This is a genomic window from Streptomyces sp. NPDC088730 (genome assembly GCF_044751215.1).
Taxonomy (GTDB): domain Bacteria; phylum Actinomycetota; class Actinomycetes; order Streptomycetales; family Streptomycetaceae; genus Streptomyces.
On the sequence record NZ_JBIVLK010000002.1, the window covers coordinates 610,058 to 629,883 of the forward strand.

18 protein-coding genes are annotated in these 19,826 nt (G+C 73.1%); 11 read left to right on the forward strand and 7 right to left on the reverse strand.

The features are described 5' to 3' along the window. Positions 1-5: 5 nt before the first annotated feature. The 3 genes from ACIP89_RS09525 to ACIP89_RS09535 all read left to right on the forward strand — a co-directional run bounded on the left by ACIP89_RS09525 (position 6) and on the right by ACIP89_RS09535 (position 3,213). Positions 6-1,163, forward strand: coding sequence for an acyl-CoA dehydrogenase (locus ACIP89_RS09525; protein WP_402114022.1), 1,158 nt, complete (start codon positions 6-8; stop codon positions 1,161-1,163). A 7-nt stretch (positions 1,164-1,170) separates the two neighbouring features. Then, the gene (locus ACIP89_RS09530; protein ID WP_402114024.1) at positions 1,171-2,118 is read left to right on the forward strand and encodes an acyl-CoA dehydrogenase family protein; all 948 of its coding nucleotides are present in this window, start codon (positions 1,171-1,173) and stop codon (positions 2,116-2,118) included. A 495-nt stretch (positions 2,119-2,613) separates the two neighbouring features. Beyond that, complete coding sequence (locus ACIP89_RS09535) at positions 2,614-3,213, forward strand: ATP-binding protein (protein WP_402114027.1); 600 nt, start codon at positions 2,614-2,616, stop codon at positions 3,211-3,213. A 61-nt stretch (positions 3,214-3,274) separates the two neighbouring features. On the opposite strand, the gene ACIP89_RS09540 is transcribed toward ACIP89_RS09535, so the two are convergent. After that, positions 3,275-4,201, reverse strand: coding sequence for a cyclase family protein (locus ACIP89_RS09540; RefSeq protein ID WP_402114030.1), 927 nt, complete (start codon positions 4,199-4,201; stop codon positions 3,275-3,277). Between the two features lie 83 nt (positions 4,202-4,284). Here ACIP89_RS09540 and ACIP89_RS09545 point away from each other — a divergent pair, with 83 nt between their 5' ends. The 3 genes from ACIP89_RS09545 to ACIP89_RS09555 all read left to right on the forward strand — a co-directional run bounded on the left by ACIP89_RS09545 (position 4,285) and on the right by ACIP89_RS09555 (position 7,729). Next, entirely contained in the window at positions 4,285-5,202 is a 918-nt protein-coding gene (locus ACIP89_RS09545) for an SDR family oxidoreductase (protein WP_401923129.1), read from the forward strand. A 287-nt stretch (positions 5,203-5,489) separates the two neighbouring features. Continuing rightward, entirely contained in the window at positions 5,490-6,683 is a 1,194-nt protein-coding gene (locus tag ACIP89_RS09550; protein WP_402114033.1) for an acyl-CoA dehydrogenase family protein, read from the forward strand. Next, positions 6,680-7,729 (forward strand): Zn-dependent alcohol dehydrogenase, encoded by a 1,050-nt coding sequence (locus ACIP89_RS09555; protein WP_402114035.1) that lies wholly within the window; start codon positions 6,680-6,682, stop codon positions 7,727-7,729. Before ACIP89_RS09550 ends, ACIP89_RS09555 begins: the two co-directional genes overlap by 4 nt. Positions 7,730-7,800: 71 nt before the next feature. Here ACIP89_RS09555 and ACIP89_RS09560 read toward each other — a convergent pair whose 3' ends face one another. Next, complete coding sequence (locus tag ACIP89_RS09560) at positions 7,801-8,793, reverse strand: GlxA family transcriptional regulator (protein WP_401928734.1); 993 nt, start codon at positions 8,791-8,793, stop codon at positions 7,801-7,803. Between the two features lie 141 nt (positions 8,794-8,934). Between ACIP89_RS09560 and ACIP89_RS09565 the strand changes: the two genes are divergently transcribed. Continuing rightward, complete coding sequence (locus ACIP89_RS09565) at positions 8,935-10,185, forward strand: MFS transporter (protein ID WP_401923804.1); 1,251 nt, start codon at positions 8,935-8,937, stop codon at positions 10,183-10,185. Next, on the forward strand, positions 10,182-10,604 hold the full coding sequence (locus ACIP89_RS09570; RefSeq protein WP_402114038.1) for a DUF2809 domain-containing protein: 423 nt from the start codon (positions 10,182-10,184) through the stop codon (positions 10,602-10,604). Before ACIP89_RS09565 ends, ACIP89_RS09570 begins: the two co-directional genes overlap by 4 nt. On the opposite strand, the gene ACIP89_RS09575 is transcribed toward ACIP89_RS09570, so the two are convergent. Beyond that, positions 10,555-10,929: a hypothetical protein gene (locus tag ACIP89_RS09575; protein ID WP_402114040.1), complete on the reverse strand. Its 375-nt coding sequence runs from the start codon at positions 10,927-10,929 to the stop codon at positions 10,555-10,557. The two genes, ACIP89_RS09570 and ACIP89_RS09575, sit on opposite strands and share 50 nt — an antisense overlap. A 177-nt stretch (positions 10,930-11,106) precedes the next feature. Between ACIP89_RS09575 and ACIP89_RS09580 the strand changes: the two genes are divergently transcribed. After that, positions 11,107-12,438 (forward strand): MFS transporter, encoded by a 1,332-nt coding sequence (locus tag ACIP89_RS09580; RefSeq protein ID WP_402114042.1) that lies wholly within the window; start codon positions 11,107-11,109, stop codon positions 12,436-12,438. Here ACIP89_RS09580 and ACIP89_RS09585 read toward each other — a convergent pair. From ACIP89_RS09585 to ACIP89_RS09600, 4 genes are all read right to left on the reverse strand, one after another. Continuing rightward, a complete protein-coding gene (locus ACIP89_RS09585; RefSeq protein WP_401923147.1) occupies positions 12,428-13,048 on the reverse strand; it encodes a flavin reductase family protein in 621 nt (206 codons plus the stop codon). The two genes, ACIP89_RS09580 and ACIP89_RS09585, sit on opposite strands and share 11 nt — an antisense overlap. 456 nt (positions 13,049-13,504) lie before the next feature. Then, a complete protein-coding gene (locus ACIP89_RS09590; RefSeq protein ID WP_401923149.1) occupies positions 13,505-14,353 on the reverse strand; it encodes an enoyl-CoA hydratase/isomerase family protein in 849 nt (282 codons plus the stop codon). 127 nt (positions 14,354-14,480) lie between these two features. Further along, complete coding sequence (locus ACIP89_RS09595) at positions 14,481-16,709, reverse strand: acetate--CoA ligase family protein (RefSeq protein WP_402114045.1); 2,229 nt, start codon at positions 16,707-16,709, stop codon at positions 14,481-14,483. An 842-nt stretch (positions 16,710-17,551) separates the two neighbouring features. After that, positions 17,552-18,739, reverse strand: a complete 1,188-nt coding sequence (locus tag ACIP89_RS09600) for a flavin-containing monooxygenase (RefSeq protein WP_402114046.1) — start codon at positions 18,737-18,739, stop codon at positions 17,552-17,554. Between the two features lie 218 nt (positions 18,740-18,957). Here ACIP89_RS09600 and ACIP89_RS09605 point away from each other — a divergent pair, with 218 nt between their 5' ends. Together ACIP89_RS09605 and ACIP89_RS09610 are read left to right on the forward strand one after the other, a co-directional pair. After that, entirely contained in the window at positions 18,958-19,410 is a 453-nt protein-coding gene (locus tag ACIP89_RS09605) for a DoxX family protein (RefSeq protein ID WP_401923156.1), read from the forward strand. After that, positions 19,407-19,823, forward strand: a complete 417-nt coding sequence (locus ACIP89_RS09610) for a Zn-ribbon domain-containing OB-fold protein (protein WP_401928725.1) — start codon at positions 19,407-19,409, stop codon at positions 19,821-19,823. Before ACIP89_RS09605 ends, ACIP89_RS09610 begins: the two co-directional genes overlap by 4 nt. Positions 19,824-19,826: the final 3 nt, after the last annotated feature.

Consider the following 19,826-nt stretch of genomic DNA (forward strand, 5'->3'; position numbering starts at 1 on the left):
GCGTCATGGACCTCTCGTACACGGAGGAAGAGGAAGCCTTCCGGGCCCGGTTGAGGAAGTGGCTGGGCTCGGTGCTCCCGGGGCTGCCCGGGAAGCCGGATCCCGGTGACTGGCCGGGGCGCAGGGCGTACGACGCCGGCTGGCAGCGGCTGCTGTACGACGCCGGGTACGCGGGCCTGCACTGGCCCGCCGACGCGGGCGGCCGGGGAGCCACACCGACGCAGCACCTGATCTTCCTGGAGGAGACGGAGCGGGCCGGAGCGCCCTACGTCGGCGCCAACTTCGTCGGGCTGCTGCACGCCGGGCCCACCATCGCCGCCGAGGGCACCGCGGAACAGAGGGCCCGCTGGCTGCCCCCGGTGCTGCGCGGCGACGAGATCTGGTGCCAGGGGTTCAGCGAGCCGGAGGCGGGCTCCGACCTGGCCTCGCTGCGGACCCGCGCGGTGCGCGACGGCGACGACTACGTGGTGAGCGGGCAGAAGATCTGGACCTCGCACGCGGAGGTCGCCGACTGGTGCGAGCTGCTCGTGCGGACGGACCCGGCGGCGCCCAAGCACCGGGGGATCAGCTGGCTCGCCATGCGGATGGACGCCCCCGGTGTCACCGTGCGGCCGCTGCGCACGCTGGCCGGGTCGACGGAGTTCGCCGAGATGTTCCTCGACGAGGTCAGGGTGCCCGTCTCGCACCGCGTGGGGGCGGAGAACGACGGCTGGCGGGTCACCATGGTCACCCTCTCCTTCGAGCGCGGCACGGCGTTCGTCGGGGAGGTCGTCGCCTGCCGCCGGACCCTGGACGCGCTGGCGGCGGAGGCGCGCGGGAACGGGCGCTGGGACGACGCGGTGCTGCGGCGGCGGCTGGGCAGGCTGAACGCCGAGTTCCGGGCGCTGTGGCGGCTCACCCAGTGGAACGTCAGCGAGGCGCAGGCCAGTGGCGGAGTCCCCGGGGTGGGCGGCTCGGTCTTCAAGCTGCGGTACTCGCACGCCCGCCAGGAGCTGTACGAGGCGGCCGCCGAGGTGCTGGGTGCGGGCGACGGGCTGGATCTGGACCGGGAGTGGGTGCTGGACCGGCTCTCCTCGCTCTCGTACACGATCGCCGCCGGTACCTCGCAGATCCAGCGGAACATCGTCGCCGAGCGGATTCTCGGCCTGCCGAAGGGGCGGTGAGCGGACAGTGGACTTCCAGCTCTCGGACGACCAGCGGGCCCTGCGGGCGGGGATGCGGGAACTGCTCGCCGGGCGGTTCGACAGGGACCGGATGCGGGCCGTGCTGGACGGTGGCGGGGGAGTCGGCGGTGCCTTGTGGCGGGAGCTGGGTGCGGCCGGGCTCTTCGCGCTGCGGCTGCCGGAGACGGCGGGCGGCGTCGGGCTCGGGCTGCCCGAATCCGTACTCGTGTTCGATGAGGTGGGGCGGCGCCTGCTGCCCGGCCCGCTGATCGCCACCCAGCTGGCCGCGGGAGCGGTGCAGGGGGCGGCGGCGGGTGAGGCGGTGGTGGCCCTGGCGGAGGCCGGGCGGCCGGTGGGGCATCTGGCGGCGGCCGACGCGCTGCTGGTCCTCGACGGGGACTCGGCCCGGGTGCTGAGCGGCGGGGCGCTGCGGCGGCTCGTGGGCGAGGCCGAGCCGGTACGGTCGCTCGACCCGGGCACCCCCCTGTGGCGGGTGCCAGGCTTGGCCGGGTACGAGGGCGAGCCGCTGGCCGACGGGGCGCGGCTGCGCCGTGAGGGCGCCCTGCTGGCCGCCGCGGAGCAGCTCGGCAGCGCCGCCCGCAGCCTGGAGGCGGCGGTCCAACACGCCGGTGCGCGTGAGCAGTTCGGGGCGCCCATCGGATCCTTCCAGGCGGTCAAGCATCTGTGTGCCGGAATGCTGGTGCGCGCGGAGACGGCCCGTGCCGCCGTCTACGCGGCCGCCGTGACGGCGGACCCGGCGGAGATCGCCGGGGCCAAGCTGCTGGCCGACGAGGCGGCCGTCGGCAACGCCCGCGACTGCCTCCAGGTGCACGGCGGTATGGGCTTCACCTGGGAGGCGGATGTCCACCTGCACCTCAAGCGGGCCTGGCTGCGGGCCGGGCAGTGGCTGACGGCGGCGGAGGCGGAGGAGGCGCTGGCCGCCGATCTGGCCTGATCCGGGGCGGCCGGGCGCCCGCTGCGTGCGGGTGACGCGATGGACCCCTGAGGTTCACGGTGCGCAGTGACACAGTGCAGTCGGTAGGCACCGATACCGGCTTGTGTCCTTTGCGTGATTCGTCACGGGGTGGAGTCGGCGCCGGGCTCGGGTACGCTCCGTTGGATGCGAGTGGTTCTGGAACCTGGCGATCCGGATGTGGCCTGTGCGGCTGCTCCGGTCCGCGAGAGGTGCCCTGCTCGTGGTCCACGCAGAGGGGCCGGGCCTGCCGGGGAAACGTTTCCCGGGGTTTTCGTGGCCGCCGGGCGCCTCTGTTCGACTCTCCGCAGCGTGCGTCGCACAGTATGCACCACGCGTACTCCTTCGCGCTGGAATATGCCCGAAGCGCTTGTTGCGGTGACTGTACGTCAACCATGCTGTCTCGTAGGGGAATCACGTTCCGTGACCCTGAGGAGGCGCGAGGCGATGTGTCCGCCGGTTCGGATGGTGTGAGCGGTGCAGGTGCTTCAGGTTCAGCTGGAGGTCGGGGCCGACCCCGCGGAGGTCGGGCGGGCCCGCAGATGGGCGCGTTCGAGGCTGATCGGGTCCGGGATACGGGACGACGAGCCACTGGCCGAGACGCTCATCCTGCTGATCTCGGAACTGGTCACCAACGCGGTCGTGCACACCGGCTGTCCGGCCGTGCTGCGCATGCTGTTCGGCTCGACGGGGGCACCGGGTAACGCCGGGACCGTACGGGTCGAGGTGGCCGACACCAGCTGCCGCCCGCCGCAGCAGCGGCACGCGGAGGGCGAGGACACCGGCGGCCGGGGCCTGGAGCTGGTCGACGGCCTGGCCGACCGCTGGGGCTGGCAGCCGGAGGGCGCCGGCAAGCGGATCTGGTGCGAGGTGGACCGGGGCATTCCGGTGATCCAGGTACAGATGCAGCCCTGCGCCCATGGAGCGGGCGCGCACGGCGCCGGGGTGTGCGGATCGGGCGGCTGCGACACCATGGGGCGGGACGTCGCCGGGCGCGACGTAGCCGGGCGGGATGTCGTCGGGCGCGAGCCGGGTGGAGCGTACGAGCCGACGCACGTGGTCACCCATCGCGCATAGGTTCGCCGCCGACCGGTCCTGCCGGCGCGGGGTGTCGCCCCGCGCCCGGCCCGGCCGCCGCTCAGAAGACCGCGACCGGGGCCACCGGAGTGCCGGTGGCGCCGACGAAGGGTTCCGGCATCGCGGAGAGCAGGAAGCCGTAGCGCTTCGACTCCGCACAGGCTGTGGACAACTGCTCCAGGTTCCAGTTCTGGCCCTGGAGCATGCCCATCTCGACCAGATCCAGCGCGTGCACCCCCAGCCACAGATCGTCGATCTCCGGCGGGAAGATCTCGAAGGTCAGCGTGTCGTTGGCGACCGCGGCCACATCCCTGGCCCGGAACCACTCGGGCGTCCGGATCGAGAGCCCCGGTGACGGATAGCCGTACGCGTGCTTGTCCCCGGTGAGATAGACCTGCACCTGCCCGGTGCGTACGAGCACGATGTCCCCGGACCGCACCCGCACCCCGGCCAGTTCCTCCGCCGCGTCCAGGTCCTCCGGGGTGACGGCGTGGTCGCCCGGCAGCCTGTCCACCCCGTGGGCGCGGGCCACGTCGAGCAGCACCCCGCGCGAGACGATGTGCGGGGCCTTCTCGATGCCGCTGAACCTGGCCCCCTCGTGCGGGGTGATGCTGTCGGCCGGGCGGCCGTTGTAGATCTTCCCGGAGTGCGAGACGTGGGTGAGGGCGTCCCAGTGGGTGGCGGTCTGGAGGCTCAGGACCGCGGTGTCGTCGCTGGTCGCGACGGTGCCGGGACCGAACAGCTCCTGGTTGATCTGGACCATGGTGTGCAGCGGGTTGATCCGTCCCTGGATCAGTCCGCTCTGCACGCCGTCCTGCTTGAGCGGCAGCGCGAGCGGCACCCGTCGCCCGGTGCGGACGGTGGCCGCCGCCTCCCGGACCACCTCGTCGGTGATCAGGTTGAGCGTCCCGATCTCGTCGTCCGCGCCCCAGCGGCCCCAGTTGTTCACGCGCTTGGCGATGTCGTGGAACTCGTCCGGCAGTGACATGGAGCCTCCTGGGGCTTGTGCCGGTGGACCTGATGACCCATAGAATCTAACGGTCCGTCAGAAACCGCGGGAAGGGGCCGGGCATGGGGAACTTCTTGGCAGGCAAAGTGGTGGCCGTCACGGGTGCCGGACGAGGCATAGGGCGGGCCGTCGCGATCGCCGCGGCGGCGGAGGGGGCGAGAGTCGTGGTCAACGACTACGGCGTCTCCATCGAGGGCGGCGAACCCGCCAGCGAGATAGCCGAGTCCGTCGTCAAGGAGATCGTGGCGGCGGGCGGCGAGGCGGTCGCGGTGGCCGACGACATCTCCACCATGGCCGGCGGCCAGCGGGTCGTGGACACCGCGCTGGACCGGTTCGGGCGCATCGACGGGGTGGTCTGCGTGGCCGGCATCCTGCGCGAACGGATGCTGTTCAACATGTCGGAGGAGGAGTGGGACCCCGTGGTCGCCACCCACCTCAAGGGCACCTTCACCGTCTTCCGGGCCGCGTCCGCGGTGATGCGCAAGCAGGAGGGCGCGGGCACCCTGATCGGCTTCACCAGCGGCAACCACCAGGGCAGCGTGGCCCAGGCGAACTACAGCGCGGCGAAGGGCGGGATCATCTCGCTGGTCCGCAGCGCGGCGCTGGGCCTGCACAAGTACGGCGTCACGGCCAACGCGGTCGCCCCGGTGGCGCGGACCCGGATGTCCGCCAACGTGCCCATGGAGCTGAAGGAGATCGGTGAGCCGGAGGACGTGGCCGCGCTCGTCGTCTACCTCCTCAGCGACCGGGCCCGCGCGGAGAGCATCACCGGGCAGGTGTACACGATCGCGGGCCCGAAGATCGCGGTCTGGGCCCAGCCGAGGGAGCTGCGCGCGGGGTACGCGGAGGGGGCGGCCTGGACCCCGGAACGCATCGCGGACTTCCTCCCGGGCACGGTGGGCACGGACCCGATGCCGATGCTGGCGCAGCTGGAGGCGATGGCGGAGGCGGCGAGGGCCGCGAAGCGGCCGAATTCGTAGGCCGGTGCGTTCTTCTCGGGCCTCTGGTTGGGGCGGTGCCGCTCCTCAAGCCTCTCCGGCGATTGAGGAGCGGGGTGCGGGTGCGGGGCCCCTGGTTGCCGGGCACCCGTTCGGGTTCGTCGCCGGGGCGCTGCCCCGGACCCCGGTCCTCAATCGCCGGACGGGCTTGAAATGGGCGCCGCCCCCGTACACCGAGCGGGCACGAGGGGGCGTCGGTCCCGGACAACCGCACGGTTCGAAATGGGCGTACGGCCCCATGCCCGCGCCCCGTATCGAAAGGAGGCACCGTGGACTTCACCTTCGGCTCCGACGACGCCGCGTTCCGCGAGGAGGCCCGCGGCTGGCTGGAGGCCCACCTCGTCGACGCGTACGCGGCGGCCGTCGGCACCGGCGGCCCGGGGAGCGAGCACGAGGGCATCGCGGTCCGCCGTGCCTGGGAGCGCGAACTCGGCCGGGGCGGCTGGATCGGCCTCGGCTGGGAGGGCGACGGGACGTACGGCAACCGCACCGCCACCCTCACCCAGCAGGTCGTCTGGGCCGAGGAGTACGCCCGGCTCCGGGCGCCCGCCCGCGTCGGCCACATCGGGGAGAACCTGCTCGCCCCGACCCTCATCGCCCACGGCAGCCCGGAGCAGCGCCGCCGCTTCCTGCCGCCCATCGCGCACGGCGAGACCCTGTGGTGCCAGGGGTACAGCGAGCCGGGCGCCGGTTCGGACCTGGCGGGGGTGCGGACGGCCGCCGTGCGCGATCCGGAGCGCGGCGGATACCGCGTGACCGGGCAGAAGGTCTGGACCTCGCTCGCCCGGGACGCCGACTGGTGCTTCGTCCTGGCCCGTACCGAGCCCGGCTCGCGGCGGCACCACGGGCTCTCGTTCCTGCTGGTGCCGATGGACCAGCCGGGCCGGATCGAGGTGCGGCCGATCCGGCAGATGTCGGGGACCAGTGAGTTCAACGAGGTCTTCCTCGACGGGGCGCACGCCGAGGAGGTGGTGGGCGGCGAGGGCAACGGCTGGGCGGTCGCCATGGGCCTGCTGGCCCTGGAGCGCGGCGTCTCCACGCTCGTCCAGCAGATCGGGTTCGCCGCGGAGCTGGACCGGGTGGTCCGGGCGGCCGTCGAGAGCGGCGCCACCGATGACCCGGTCCTGCGCGAACGGCTCGTCCGCCAGTGGGCCGAGCTGCGGACGATGCGCTGGAACGCGCTGCGCACCCTCGGCACCACCGGCGACCCCGGCGCCCCCAGCGTCGCGAAGCTGCTCTGGGGCGGCTGGCACAAGCGCCTGGGCGAACTCGCCGTACAGATCAGGGGCGCGGCCGGAGCGGTCGGCCCGCGCGACTGGTCGCCCGGCGCACCGTACGAGATCGACGAGGCACAGCGCCTGTTCCTGTTCACCCGGTCCGACACCATTTACGGCGGCTCGGACGAGATCCAGCGGAACATCATCGCCGAGCGCGTGCTCGGCCTACCGAGGGAGCCGAGATGAGAGGCGTCGTCTTCGACGGCAAGCGGACCGAGGTCGTCGGCGATCTGGAGATACGTGATCCGGGGCCGGGCGAGGTGCTGGTCGCGGTGGCCGCGGCAGGGCTCTGCCACAGCGACCTGTCGGTGATCGACGGGACGATCCCGTTCCCGCTGCCGGTGGTGCTCGGGCACGAGGGCGCGGGCGTGGTCGAGGCGGTCGGGGCCGGAGTGAGTCATGTGGCGCCCGGCGACCATGTGTCCCTGTCCACGCTCGCCAGCTGCGGCGCCTGCGCCCAGTGCGACCGGGGCCGCCCCACGATGTGCCGCAAGGCGATCGGGATGCCGGGCAAGCCGTTCTCGCGGGGCGGGAAGCCGCTGTACCAGTTCGCGTCCAACTCGGCGTTCGCCGAACGGACCCTGGTCAAGGCCGTGCAGGCGGTGAAGATCCCGGCGGACCTGCCCCTCACCTCGGCGGCCCTGATCGGCTGCGGAGTGCTGACGGGAGTCGGAGCCGTACTGAACCGGGCCAAGGTCGACCGGGGCGAGAGCGTCGTCGTGATCGGCACCGGCGGCATCGGGCTCAACGTGATCCAGGGCGCCAGGATCGCCGGAGCGCTGACCATCGTCGCCGTCGACTCCAACCCGGCGAAGGAGGCGGTGGCCCGGCAGTTCGGCGCCACCCACTTCCTGACGTCGGCCGAGGGCGTCAAGGAGATCCTGCCGCACGGCGCCGACCACGCCTTCGAGTGCGTGGGCCGTACCGAGCTGATCCGTACCGCGATCGACCTGCTGGACCGGCACGGCCAGGCGATCCTGCTGGGCGTGCCGGCGGCGACGGCCGAGGCGTCGTTCCTCGTCTCCTCGATGTACCTGGACAAGTCGATCCTGGGCTGCCGCTACGGCTCCTCGCGCCCGCAGCGCGACATCGCCCTGTACGCGGAGCTGTACCGGGAGGGCCGGCTGCTGCTGGACGAACTCGTCACCGAGACCTACCCGGTGGAGGACTTCGCCAAGGCGGCGGACGACGCGCACCACGGGCGGGTGGCACGGGGGGTGCTGGTGTTCTGAGGGTGTTCCCAGCCCGTGCTGAGGGCGGGGAGGCCGCTCAGCAGCGGATTCCCCGCCGTGGCCCCACCGCCTCAGCAGCGGTTTCCCGCCGTCGCCCGGAACGTCCGGCGGTACCCCGTCGGTGATACCCCCAGCGCCGCCTGGAGGTGCTGCCGCAGCGAGGTGGGCGTGCCGAAACCGGCGTCCCGGGCGACCTGGTCGATCGACAGGTCGGTGGACTCCAGCAGTTGACGGGCGCGCTCCACCCGCTGCTGGGTCAGCCACTGGACCGGGCTGATCCCGACCTCCTCCCGGAACCGCCGGGTGAACGTCCGTACGCTCATCGACTCCTGCTGCGCCAGCTCGCGCAGCAGGATCGGGCGTTCCAGCCGTCCGAGCGCCCAGGCTCGTGCGGTGGTCGTGCCGGCGAGCTGGGCGTCGGGGACCGGGCGCTGGATGTACTGCGCCTGGCCGCCGTCGCGGTGCGGCGGTACGACGGTGCGCCGGGCGACGTCGTTGGCGACGGCGGTGCCGTGGTCGCGGCGCACGATGTGCAGGCAGAGGTCGATTCCGGCGGCGACCCCGGCGGACGTCAGGACGTCGCCGTCGTCGATGAACAGGACGTCGGGGTCGACCCGGACCGCCGGGAACAGCGCCTGGAAGTGGTCGGCGGAGGACCAGTGGGTGGTGGCGGGACGCCCGTCGAGGTAACCGGCGGCGGCGAGGACGTAGCCGCCGGTGCAGATCGAGACCATCCGGGTGCCGGGCCTGATGTGCGCGAACGCGGCCGCGAGTTCGTCGGTGAGCCGGCCCTCGGAGTAGACGGGGCCCAGTTCGTAGCTGGCGGGGATCACCACCGTGTCGGCGCCGGCGAGGGCCTTCGGGCCGTGCTCGACCGTGATGGTGAAGTCCGCGTCGGTGGCCACCGGGCCCGGCGGGCGGACCGAGCAGGTGATGACCTCATAGAGTTTCGCGCCCCGGTCGCGCGGCTCGATTCCGAGTGAACGGCCGAATATCCTTTGCGCGATGCCCAGTTCGAACGGAAGCACGCCATCGAGGGCGAGAACGACGACTCGGTGCGGCACGGAGGTCTCCCTTCACCACTAGCTGGTATAGACCATAAGCTGATACATGTCATCGGTGTGAAGGAAAAGTCAGCAGACCACGCATGCATTCCCGCCGTGGACAGCGAGAGCGTTTTGCGTGATTCATCCCCCGTGTCCCCATTGGCTCCGCTGTCCTCGCTGCCCCTGGCGCCCCCTCTTCCGTCCCTGGCCACGGGGCCCGACCGGCTGTGGAACCGCAACTTCCGGCTCTTCTTCGTCGCCCGGACCGCGGCGCTCTTCGGGGACGGAATGATCCCGGTGGCGCTGACCGCGGGCCTGCTGGGGGCCGGGCGACCGCACTCCTCCGTGGGGTACGCGCTGGCGGCCTGGATGGGGCCGCTGGCGCTCTTCGTGCTCTTCGGCGGCGTACTGGCGGACCGGTTCACGCCGCGCCGGATGATGATCATCGCTGACACGCTGCGGCTGATCGGCGCCTCCGCGCTCGCGGTCTCCTTCGCGGTCGGCAACCCGCCGCTGTGGGCGGTGTACTCGCTGAGCGCGGTGGCCGGTGTGGGGGCGGCGCTCTTCCAGCCGGGAGTCGCCTCGACCGTGCCCCGGGTCTCCTCCGACGTGCAGCGCGCCAACGCCGTGCTCCGGGTCTCGGAGGCGCTGATGACCATGGCGGGCCCGGCGTTCGCGGGCGTTCTCGTCGGTCTCGCGAGCGCCGGAGCGGTCTACGCGGCGAACGCGTCGACGTTCCTGGTCTCCGGTGTCTGCCTCTTCCTGCTGCGGCTGGCCCCGGCCCCGTCCGACGACGCGCGGCGCGGCACCTTCGTCGCCGAACTGGTCGACGGCTGGCGCGAGTTCAGGGCGCGCAGCTGGCTGTGGGGAGTGATCGCGATCTGGACGGTGTACGGCTTCGCCGTGCTCGGCCCGATGCTCCCGCTGACCGCCGTCGAGGTGACGGAGGCGCACGGCTCGGGGACGTACGGCGCGATGATGGCGGTGAACGGCGCGGGCAGTGTCGTCGGCGGACTGCTCGCCCTGCGGCTGCGGCCGCGCCGCCCACTGGCGGCGGGGGCCGTGGCGCTGACCGGGGTGTGCGTGAACCTGCTGGTGCTGGGGCTCGGGCTGCCCGTGTCCGCGCTGGGGGCCGGTCAGTTCATCGCGGGCGCGGCGTTCGCGTTCTGGCTGGTGATGTGGTCGACGACCGTCCAGACGCAGGTGCCGCCGGAGGCGCTGAACCGGCTGCACGCGTACGACGTGGCCGGATCTCTGCTGATGCTGGCGGCGGGCCGGGCGCTGGCCGGGCCGGTCGCGGACCGGGTGGGCGCACCGGAGGTGCTGCTGGCCGGGGCGGTGATCAACGTGCTGGTGGTGGGCGTGCTGCTGGGGGCCCGGCCGATCAGGCGGCTGGAGCGGATCAGATGAGGGGGCACGGCCCGAGCGCGCGCCGGGCGCGGGCCCTGGCGGCGGGGGCGGTCACGGTCGCGGCCGGGCTCGGCGTCCGTACCGTCGCGGACGGGGATCTCGCCAAGTACGCCGGGGACGCGCTCTACACAGTCCTGATCTGCGCCCTCGTCGCGCTGTGCGCCCCCCGCGCCCGGCCGGTCGTGGTGGCGGGCGCGGGGCTGGCGGTCAGCTGGGCGGTCGAGCTGCTCCAGCTGACCGGGGCCCCGGCGGAGCTGTCCCGGCGGAGCGCGGTGGCGCGGCTGGTGCTGGGTTCGACGTTCAACGCGCCGGATCTGCTCTGGTACGCGGTGGGCGCGGCGGGAGTGTGGGGTGTGCTGACGGCGGCGGCTACTTCCCGCCGGAGCGGGACCGGTCCTCGGACTTCCGCATCTCGATGACCCGGAGGCTGTGTGCGCTGGTCCGCCGGTGCACGCTCCCGCCGACGAGCAGCGCCGCCCCGGGCACGGACAGCGGCGCGGACACGGCCAGGGTGGCGAGCTGGTGGGGCCAGGCGGTGATCAACTCGCAGTCGGACACCGTGCGGTAGCGGAGCGCGTCACGCTGGTCCACCAGCAGGAACGCCGGCCACACCCACAACGCCGGCCACACCCGCAACGCGGAGGCGGCCGGCAGCAGTGCGACGCCGCACCCCTGCATCAGCGCGGAACGCTGGTGGAGTCTCTGGCGTGCGCCCCAGTGCACGAGGCCCCCGGGGACGTGCACGAAGCGGCTCGGATTCGTACACGCATACACCCATACACGCATACACGCGCACGCCCGTACGGGCCGCCGGAGCCGGAGAGCGTACGCGCTCCGGTTGCGCGGCGTGGCCCGATTCCTGCGAACGGTGTCCCTCCGGCCACTCGTGGGGGAGGGGGCGGTGGCCGGAAGCTGAGTGACGTGACCCAGACAACCGAAACCCCCGCCCCGGACGCGTCCCGGCGGAACGCCTCCGGGCCCCGGCCCCGGCCCCGTATCCACCGCGCGTGGATCGTCGCCGCCGTCACCTTCGTGACGATCATCGGCGGCGCGGCCTTCAACTCCCTTCCCGGGCTGCTCATCGACCCGCTCCACACGGAGTTCGACTGGTCGCGCGGGGAGATCGGGCTCGCGGTCTCGATCGACATGGCGCTGTACGGGCTCACCGCGCCGTTCGCGGCGGCGCTGATGGACCGGTTCGGCATCCGCCGGGTCGTGGTCGTCGCGCTCAGCGCGGTCGCGGCCGGGGCACTGGCCAGCGTCTGGATGACGGCGGCCTGGCAGCTGATGATCTATTGGGGCGTGCTCGTCGGCCTCGGCAGCGGCTCGATGGCGATGGCCTTCTCCGCGACGGTCACCAACCGCTGGTTCGTCGCCCGCCGGGGCCTGGTCACCGGCATCCTCACCGCGGCGGGCGCCTCCGGCCAGCTGGTGTTCCTGCCGCTCTGCGCCTGGATCATCGACGCGCACGGCTGGCGCCCGGCCTCGGTGACCGTCGCACTCGCCGCCCTGGCCGTCGTCCCGTTCGTCTGGCTCCTGCTGCGCGACCACCCGGCCGACGTGGGCCTGGCCCCGTACGGCGGGGAGTACGCGGACAAGCCCGCACCCGCCCGGGGCGTGGCGAGCCGGACCCTGCGCGTCCTGTTCGACGCCGCCCGCACCGGGCCGTTCTGGCTGCTGGCCGGGACGTTCGCGATCTGCGGCGCCACGACCAACGGCCTGATCCGTACGCACTTCGTGCCCTCGGCGCACGACCACGGCATGCCCATCACGGCCGCCGCCTCACTGCTCGCGGTCATCGGGATCTTCGACATCATCGGCACGATCTTCTCGGGCTGGCTCACCGACCGCTTCGAGGCCCGCCGGCTGCTGGCCGTCTACTACGCGCTGCGCGGGATCTCGCTGCTGTTCCTGCCGATGCTGATGGCGCCGACCGTGCACCCGTCGATGGTCTTCTTCATCGTGTTCTACGGACTGGACTGGGTCGCCACGGTCCCGCCGACGCTGGCCCTGTGCCGGGAGCAGTACGGCGAGGACAGCGCGATCGTCTTCGGCTGGGTCCTGGCCTCCCACCAGGTGGGCGCCGCCCTGGTGGCGTTCCTCGGCGGGGTCGCCCGCGACCACTTCGGCTCGTACGACATGGTCTGGTACGCGTCCGGGGCGATGTGCGCGACGGCCGCGCTGATGGCGCTGGTGATCCGGCGCCGCCCGGCGCCCGCCGCCGTCCCGCGACCGGGTCCGCTCAGCGGCTGAAGCGCCCGAACGCCCCCTGGTGGAAGAGCAGCGGCCCGTTCCCGTCCTCGTCCGCCGCCCCCAGGGCCTCCACCCGGCCGACCACGATCAGGTGGTCGCCGCCGGTGTGGACGGCCTGGATGCGGCAGTCGACCCAGGCGGGCACGGAGTCCAGCAGCGGCGATCCGGTCGCGGGGGCGGCGGAGTACGTCACCCCGGCGAACTTGTCGGCCCCGCTGACCGCGAAGGACCGGCACAGCACGCCCTGTTCCGCCCCCAGGATGTTGACGCAGAAGGCCCCGGCGCGGGCGATGCGCGGCCAGGTCGTCGACGTACGGGCGACCATGAACGTGACCAGCGGCGGGTCCAGCGAGAGCGAGGCGAACGACTGGCAGGCGAAGCCCGCCGGACCTGCGGTGCCGCCGGCGCCGTCCGGATCGTGCGCGGTGACGATGGTGACCCCGCTCGCGAAGTGCCCCAGCACCCGGCGGAACTCGCCCGGATCCACGGGCAGCCGCTCGTCGTCGGAGACGGCCCGCAGGGCCGGGCGCGGCAGTGGATCGACCGGCACCGGAGCGACGGCCGTCGCGGCGCCGACGGACCTGAGGTAGCGGACGGCGGTTGCGGCCATGCCTGCGTGTCCCATCACTCTTCGATTAGAACTGACGAGGCGTCAGATGGGAAGGGGTGCGGACCGTACCCCGACCTTCGTCGGGGCCACCGCGACGAGCGCGAGAACCGTCGGACCGTTCCTCCCCCGGCTCCCGCCCGGCGAGGAGCGCCGCTGCCGTCGCGGCGGCAGGTGGTCCAGCGACGGCTCCGCTGAGTCGCCAGCGGTCGGTCGGGCGGGAGGGCGGTGCGATGACCGGTGGCGCCCGGCTACGGCCGGGGCATCGACCCCGAACGTGCTCTCGGGCGGGCGGTCCGCACCCCTTCGGGGCGGTTCTGCGGCTGCCGGACCCGTCCGGCCCGGACCTGGACACGAGCGGGTCGGCACCGGTGTGAGACACGAGCGGGCCGGCATCGGTGTGAGACACGAGCGGGCCGGCATCGGTGTGAGACACGAGCGGAGACCGCGGAAGTACGCCTAGATCCCGCGGTACTTCGGTGCCCGCCGCTCAACGAAGCTCGCCACGCCCTCGTTGGCGTCCTGCGTGGTCATGTTGATCTCCTGGGCCATCGCCTCCGCGGCGAACGCCGTGGCGCGGTCGGCGTCCAGCGAGGCGTTGACCAGCTGCTTGGTGAGGGCGATCGAGCGGGTGGGCCCCTCGGCCAGCCGCTGGGCCCAGGCCCGCGCGGTCGCCGCCAGCTCCTCGTCCGGCACGGTCCGGTTGACGAGCCCCAGGCGCTCCGCGTCCCGGGCCGGGAGCGAGTCCCCGAAGAACATCAGCTCCTTGGCGCGCTGCGGCCCGACCAGCCGGGGCAGCAGGTACGCGCCACCGCCGTCCGGTACGAGGCCGCGGCGCACGAACACCTCGATGAACTTCGCGGACTCGGCTGCCAGCACCAGGTCACAGGCGAACGCGAGATGGGCCCCGATCCCGGCCGCCGTTCCGTTGACCGCCGCGATGACGGGCTTCTCGCAGTCCAGGACGGCGGCGATCAGCCGCTGGGCGCCGAGCCGGATCGTCCGGGCGACATCGCCCGGCACCCGGTCGCCGGTCGCCGGTGCGCCCCGCAGATCGGCTCCGGCGCAGAAACCCCGGCCGGTGGCGGTCAGGACGACGGCCCGGACCCCGGGGTCCGCGGAGGCCTCCGCGAGCAGCGCGATGACGCGTTCGCGCTGGTCCCAGGTGACGGCGTTCATCGCCTCCGGGCGGTTGAGGGTGATCGTCGAGACGCCGTTGTCAGTGGCGTGGAGTATCAATGAATCAGGCGATCCGGACAGGTCGTTCCGGCCGGTGTGGTCGGTGGTGTCTTCGGGGGAGGACGGCATGAGGCAGCTCCTGAGCAGGTGGCGGGCCGGGCGGCGAGGCGGCGGGCGGGTTCGGTGGCGGACGCGGCGGCGGCTTTGGCCGGCGCGTGGGCCGGCGTGCTGGCCAAAGCATGGGCCGGAGCGCCGGTCAGCGGCAGACCGCGAGGGCGTCCAGCGCCACCGCGCCCTGCCCCCGGCCCAGCACCATCAGCGGGTTGATGTCCAGCTCGGACAGGTCGTCGCCCAGTTCCAGCGCCATCCGCTGCACCCGCAGCACCACTTCGACGAGCGCGTCCACATCCACCGGCGCCCCGCCGCGCACCCCTTCCAGCAGGGCCCGGCCGCGCAGTTCACCGAGCATCGCCCGCGCCTGGTCCTCACCGAAGGGCGGCACCCGCACCGCCGCGTCGTGCAGCACCTCGACCAGTACGCCGCCGAGCCCGACGGTCACGGTCGGGCCGAACAGCGCGTCCTGGGTGACGCCGACCATCATCTCGACGCCCCGCTCGATCATCTGGCAGACCAGGATTCCGTCCAGCTCGATGTCCTCGTAGCGCGCGATGTCGGTGAGTTCGCGGTAGGCGTCCCGCACCTGGCTGGCGGAGGTGAGCCCGACCTTGACCAGGCCCAGTTCGGTCTTGTGGGCCAGCTGCGCGCCGGACGCCTTCATGACGACGGGGTAGCCGACCAGCCCGGCCGCCCTGACCGCCGCCGCGGCGCTGGTCACCAACTGCTCGCGGGGCACCCGGATCCCGTACGCCCGCAGCAGCTGCTTCGCCGCGTGCTCGCTCAGCTGGTGGCCCGGACGCATCAGTGCCTGCGCCTTGCGGAAGGAGGGCGACGGCGTGCGCGGTGCCTCGTCGAAGGGGGAGCGGTAGGAGGCGGCGAAGCGGTGGTGGTCCAGATAGGCCTTCACCGCGGTGATGCAGTTGCCGAAGGTACGGAAGGTGGCGACGCGCGAGGAGCCGAGCAGCGTCGTGCGGTAGGCGTCCTCGGTTCCGACCGGCGAACCCCACACCACGCACACCAGCTTGTCCGTGGCCTCGGCCGCGTCCACCAGGTCCTGGGCGAGTTTGTCGCTCATCGGCGGGAAGGGGCCGGTGATCGGACAGATCAGCACCCCGACCGAGGGGTCCGCGAGTATCGCGTCGATGATCTTCCGGCCGCGCCAGTCACCGACCGGGTGCCCCCCGTTGTCGACCGGGTTCGCCACGTTCAGGTAGTCGGGTATCCAGGTGTGCAGCTCGGTCTGCTTCTCCTCGGACAGGACCGGGATGTCCAGGCCCGCCGCGGTCGCCAGGTCCGAGAAGTGCGCGCCCGTGCCGCCCGAGATCGAATACACGACGACCCCGTCGGCCAAGGGCTTACGGGCCCGCGCCAGGAGGGCCGCGGTGTCCTGGAGTTCGTCGAGGCCGTTCACCCGGATCACGCCGAACTGCCGCATCGCCGCGTCGACGACCTGGTCGGCGCCGGTCAGCTTGCCGGTGTGTGACGCGGCCATCCTGGCCCCCGTCTCCGTCCGCCCGACCTTGACCGCCACCACCGGGACCCCGGCGCGTGCGGCCCGGTCGGCGGCGAGCAGGAAGGAGCGCCCGTCCTTGAGCCCCTCCACGTAGCAGGCGATGGCCCCGACCTCGGGGCGCTGCGAGAAGTACGAGATGAAGTCGGAGGTCTCCAGATCCGCCTCGTTGCCCGTGGGCGCCCAGTGCGAGAGCCGTACGCCCAGCTCCTGAAGGGTGTAGACGGGGCGCCCCTGGTGGCCGGACTGGGTGATCAGTGCGATCGCCGGCCCCTCCAGGTCGTCCCGGAACTCCTCGAAGGCGTTGAGGTTGGTGTTCGGCCCGAGCAGCCGCAGCCCCGACCGCTCCACCGCTGCGGCCAGCCGGGCCTGCGCGGCGGCGCCCTCCGCCCCGGTCTCCGCGAAACCGGACGCGAAGGCGACGGCGAACTTCACCTTGGCGTGCGCGAGTTCCTCGATCACCGGGAGCGGATCGCTGACCAGCAGCACCGCCAGGTCCACCTGTTCCGGCAGCTCGGACACGGAAGGAGAGCACGCCCGCCCGAAGACGGACTCCCGCGTGGGGTGCACGGGATACAGCCGCGCGCCGACGCGCTCGGCCCAGGCGATCAGCTGCCGGGTGATCCCGGTGTTGGGCCGGCCGTCGGTGTCGGACGCGCCGATGACAGCCACGGACTCCGGCCGGAAGAACCGGTCCAGGTCCGGGACGGCCGCGTGCAGCGGACGGCCGCTGACGTCGAGACCGCCTTCCGCGGCGGCGGCCGTCATGCTGTGGACGGCGGCGTGCGGCTCCTCGCCGCAGGCCACCACCCTGGCGCGGAAGTCGGTGGTGAGGGTGCCGTGAGTCGATCCAAGCATCGTTCCGCCCACTCCTGCTCGAAGGTCCCCGGCGCTCGCGCGGTCCGGCCGGCGCCATAAGCTGACGCCGTGTCAGGTTACTGAACTGACGGCCCGTCAGGAATGGTTGTGCAGGCAAAGGCTGAGAGTGGCGGTTCCGCAAGCCCCGACGCCGCATCGAAACGGGGGACGAGCCCCCTGCCCCACTCCTCCCCGCCCCCTCCCGCACGACGGCCGACGACCAACCCGGGGCCGTGCGGGGGAGGAACCGGGGGACGAGCCCCTACCTCCACTCCTCCCCGCCCCCTCCCGCATGACGACCGATGACCGACCCGGGGCCGTGCGGGGGAGGAACCGGGGGACGAGCCCCTGCCTCCACCCCTCCCCGCCTCCTCCCCGCATGACAACCGACGACCGACCCGGGGCCGTGCAGGGGAGTCCCCGCAGGGCGCCGAACGGATACCCGGTGTCTCCCCGCGTACCCGCGGAACGTTCGGCGCCCGAGGAGACGCCCCGGAGGGGCCCCGGGTCACCACCACGGGTACCCACGCGGGGCCGGGTGCCCCGTCGAGCCCGCCCGGCGATTGAGGGCAGGCCGGCACCCGGGCAGGCGGGCCGGCACCCGGGCAGGCGGGCCGGCACCCGGGCAGGCGGGCCGGCACCCGGGCAGGCGGGCCGGCACCCGGGCAACCCCGCACCCCGGGCGAGCCGCACCCGGGGGCGGGCCGGGCCCAGACCCGCGGGCCGTCGCGGGGTCACGGCCGGGGGCCACCTCTCCGGGGCACCCCTTCGGCCCCGGGACCCTCCGGCGCCGCCCTCGGGGCCCCGGTCACCGGCCCCGGGGCCGCCGGGTCACCCCCGGCTCAGCCCCTGCGGGCGAGCTTCTTGGCGATCTTCTCCGCGTCCCGGGCCAGCTCGCGGAGCATGCCGCTGATCGGGTTGGTGAAGCCGGTGAAGTACAGCCCGGGGGCCTGCTTCGGTGTGCGGCCGCCGTGCACCACCGGCCGGCCCCGGGCGTCCAGCACTCCGAGGTGGCCGACCAGCCCCTCCAGGGAGCGGAGGTAGCCGGTAGCGGCGATGACGGCGTCCGGGGTGATCCGGGACCCGTCGGCCAGCACCACCGCGTCCTCGTCGAACGACTCGACGGCCGCCACCGGAAGCACGTGACCGCCCTTCACCGCCTTGATCAGCCCGACGTCCTGGACCGGGATCGCCCCGTCCTTGACCCGCGAGTACAGGCCGGTGTCCGGGCGGGGCAGCCCGTGTTCGGCGAGATCGGGCATGGAGACGCGGGTCAGCAGCCCCCCGGCCCGGTCGACGAGCGCGACCGGCAGCCGGCGCACCAGGATGCCGGTGCCCTGGGCGGGCCAGCCCGCCGTGGAACGGCGCAGGATGTGCGGTGCGGTGCGCACCGCGAGCCGCACCCGGCCCGCCCCGCCCTCCACCAGGTCGACGGCGATCTCGGCCCCGGTGTTGCCGACGCCCACGACGAGGACGTCCTTGCCGGCGTAGGGGGCGGGGTTGCGGTAGTCGGCGGCGTGCGCGAGTTCGCCGGTGAAGGTGGCGCGCCCGGCCCAGTCGGGGATGCGCGGGGTGTGGTTGAAGCCGGTGGCGACGACCACGGCCCGCCCGGTCAGCTCGCGGCCGCCGGTCGCGGTCAGCCGCCAACCGGTGCCGTCCGGCGCCGGGTCGATGCGGGAGACCTCGACGCCGGTCACCACCTCCAGCTCATGGTGCTCGGCGTACTTCTCCAGGTAGCGCACCATGTTGTCGCGGGACACCCAGCGGCCGAACCGGCGGGGCATGGGCAGCCCGGGGAGGGCCGACCAGCGCCGGGTGGTGTGCAGGTGCAGCCGGTCGTAGTGGCCCCGCCAGGACGCGCCGACGTCCGTGGACTTCTCCAGTACGACCGCCCGTTGGCCCTGTGCGCGCAGGGCCGCCGCGACGGCGAGACCGCCCGGACCGCCGCCGATGACGTAGACGGGCCGGTCCTCGGTGAGGGTGACGGAGGCCGGAATGGGGCTACCGGGGGCAGATGCGCTGTCGGGCATGGTTTGGAGCGTAATCGCGCGCTCTGTTGATGGGTCTCGGTCAAGACCGGAATCGATTGCGAATTGATCACGGGTCCGCGAGCGGGCCTCGGCCGGGGCGGGCGCGCGTGCCCGGAGACGCGCGCCTGTGGACCGGCCGCCGGCGCACACCCCTTGCGCGGGGCCGCCGCCATCAGGTGAACTGACGTACCGTCAGATGACGTGAACGGGAGGGCCCCATGCGGACGATCTGGCTCGACGGAGCCCAGTGGCTCGCCGTGCTCCGGATAGGCCTCGGCCTGTGGTGGCTGGAGAGCTGGCGGCACAAGGACAAGAAGGGCTGGTTCGAGCGCGGCACCGGCATCGCCTGGGCCTCGGACGTCGCGGGGAAGCACCGCTGGCCGGTGGTCCGGAGCGGTTTCGAGAAGATCGTGGCGCCGCGCCCGAAGGCGATGGCGTACGTCGTCGTCTACGCGGAACTCGCGCTGGGTCTGGGCCTGGTGACCGGCCTGCTGACCCCTGTCGCGCTGATCGCGGGGCTGCTGCTCAACCTGCTCTACCTGGTGCTGATGATCCACGACTGGGCTGAGCAGGGGCAGAACGCGATGATGGCGCTCAGCTCGCTCGTCGCGCTGTTCGCGATGTCCTGGCAGACCTGGTCCCTCGACGACGCGATCGGACTCTTTCTGTGACCACCACCCCGCCGGCCCCCCGCTACGACCTGCCCGAGCCCGACGCGTCCACCCGCCCCTACTGGGACGCCGCCGCCGAGGGCCACCTGCTGCTGCGCCGCTGCCGGGACTGCGGCCGGGCGCACCACTACCCGCGCGAGTTCTGCCCGCACTGCTGGAGCGAGGACGTCGGCTGGGAGCGGGCCAGTGGCCGGGCCACGCTCTACACCTGGTCCGTCGTGCACCGCAACGACCTGCCGCCGTTCGGCGGCCGCGTGCCGTACGTCGCGGCCGTCGTCGATCTGGCGGAGGGCCCGAGGATGATGACGGAGATCGTGGAGTGCGAGGAGTCCGCGCTCGCCGTCGGGATGGAGCTGCGGGTGACGTTCCGGCAGGAGGAGGGGTGCGAGGCGGTGGCGGTGTTCCGGCCCTGAGCC

Bases quoted from the DNA above. Each gene is read 5' to 3' on its own strand.
- ACIP89_RS09525 (WP_402114022.1), top strand. From the start codon at position 6: ATGGACCTCTCGTACACGGAGGAAGAGGAAGCCTTCCGGGCCCGGTTG.
- ACIP89_RS09540 (WP_402114030.1), bottom strand. From the start codon at position 4,201: ATGTCACTGCCGGACGAGTTCCACGACATCGCCAAGCGCGTGAACAAC.
- ACIP89_RS09545 (WP_401923129.1), top strand. From the start codon at position 4,285: ATGGGGAACTTCTTGGCAGGCAAAGTGGTGGCCGTCACGGGTGCCGGA.
- ACIP89_RS09555 (WP_402114035.1), top strand. From the start codon at position 6,680: ATGAGAGGCGTCGTCTTCGACGGCAAGCGGACCGAGGTCGTCGGCGAT.
- ACIP89_RS09570 (WP_402114038.1), top strand. From the start codon at position 10,182: ATGAGGGGGCACGGCCCGAGCGCGCGCCGGGCGCGGGCCCTGGCGGCG.
- ACIP89_RS09585 (WP_401923147.1), bottom strand. From the start codon at position 13,048: ATGGCCGCAACCGCCGTCCGCTACCTCAGGTCCGTCGGCGCCGCGACG.
- ACIP89_RS09590 (WP_401923149.1), bottom strand. From the start codon at position 14,353: ATGCCGTCCTCCCCCGAAGACACCACCGACCACACCGGCCGGAACGAC.
- ACIP89_RS09595 (WP_402114045.1), bottom strand. From the start codon at position 16,709: ATGCTTGGATCGACTCACGGCACCCTCACCACCGACTTCCGCGCCAGG.
- ACIP89_RS09600 (WP_402114046.1), bottom strand. From the start codon at position 18,739: ATGCCCGACAGCGCATCTGCCCCCGGTAGCCCCATTCCGGCCTCCGTC.
- ACIP89_RS09605 (WP_401923156.1), top strand. From the start codon at position 18,958: ATGCGGACGATCTGGCTCGACGGAGCCCAGTGGCTCGCCGTGCTCCGG.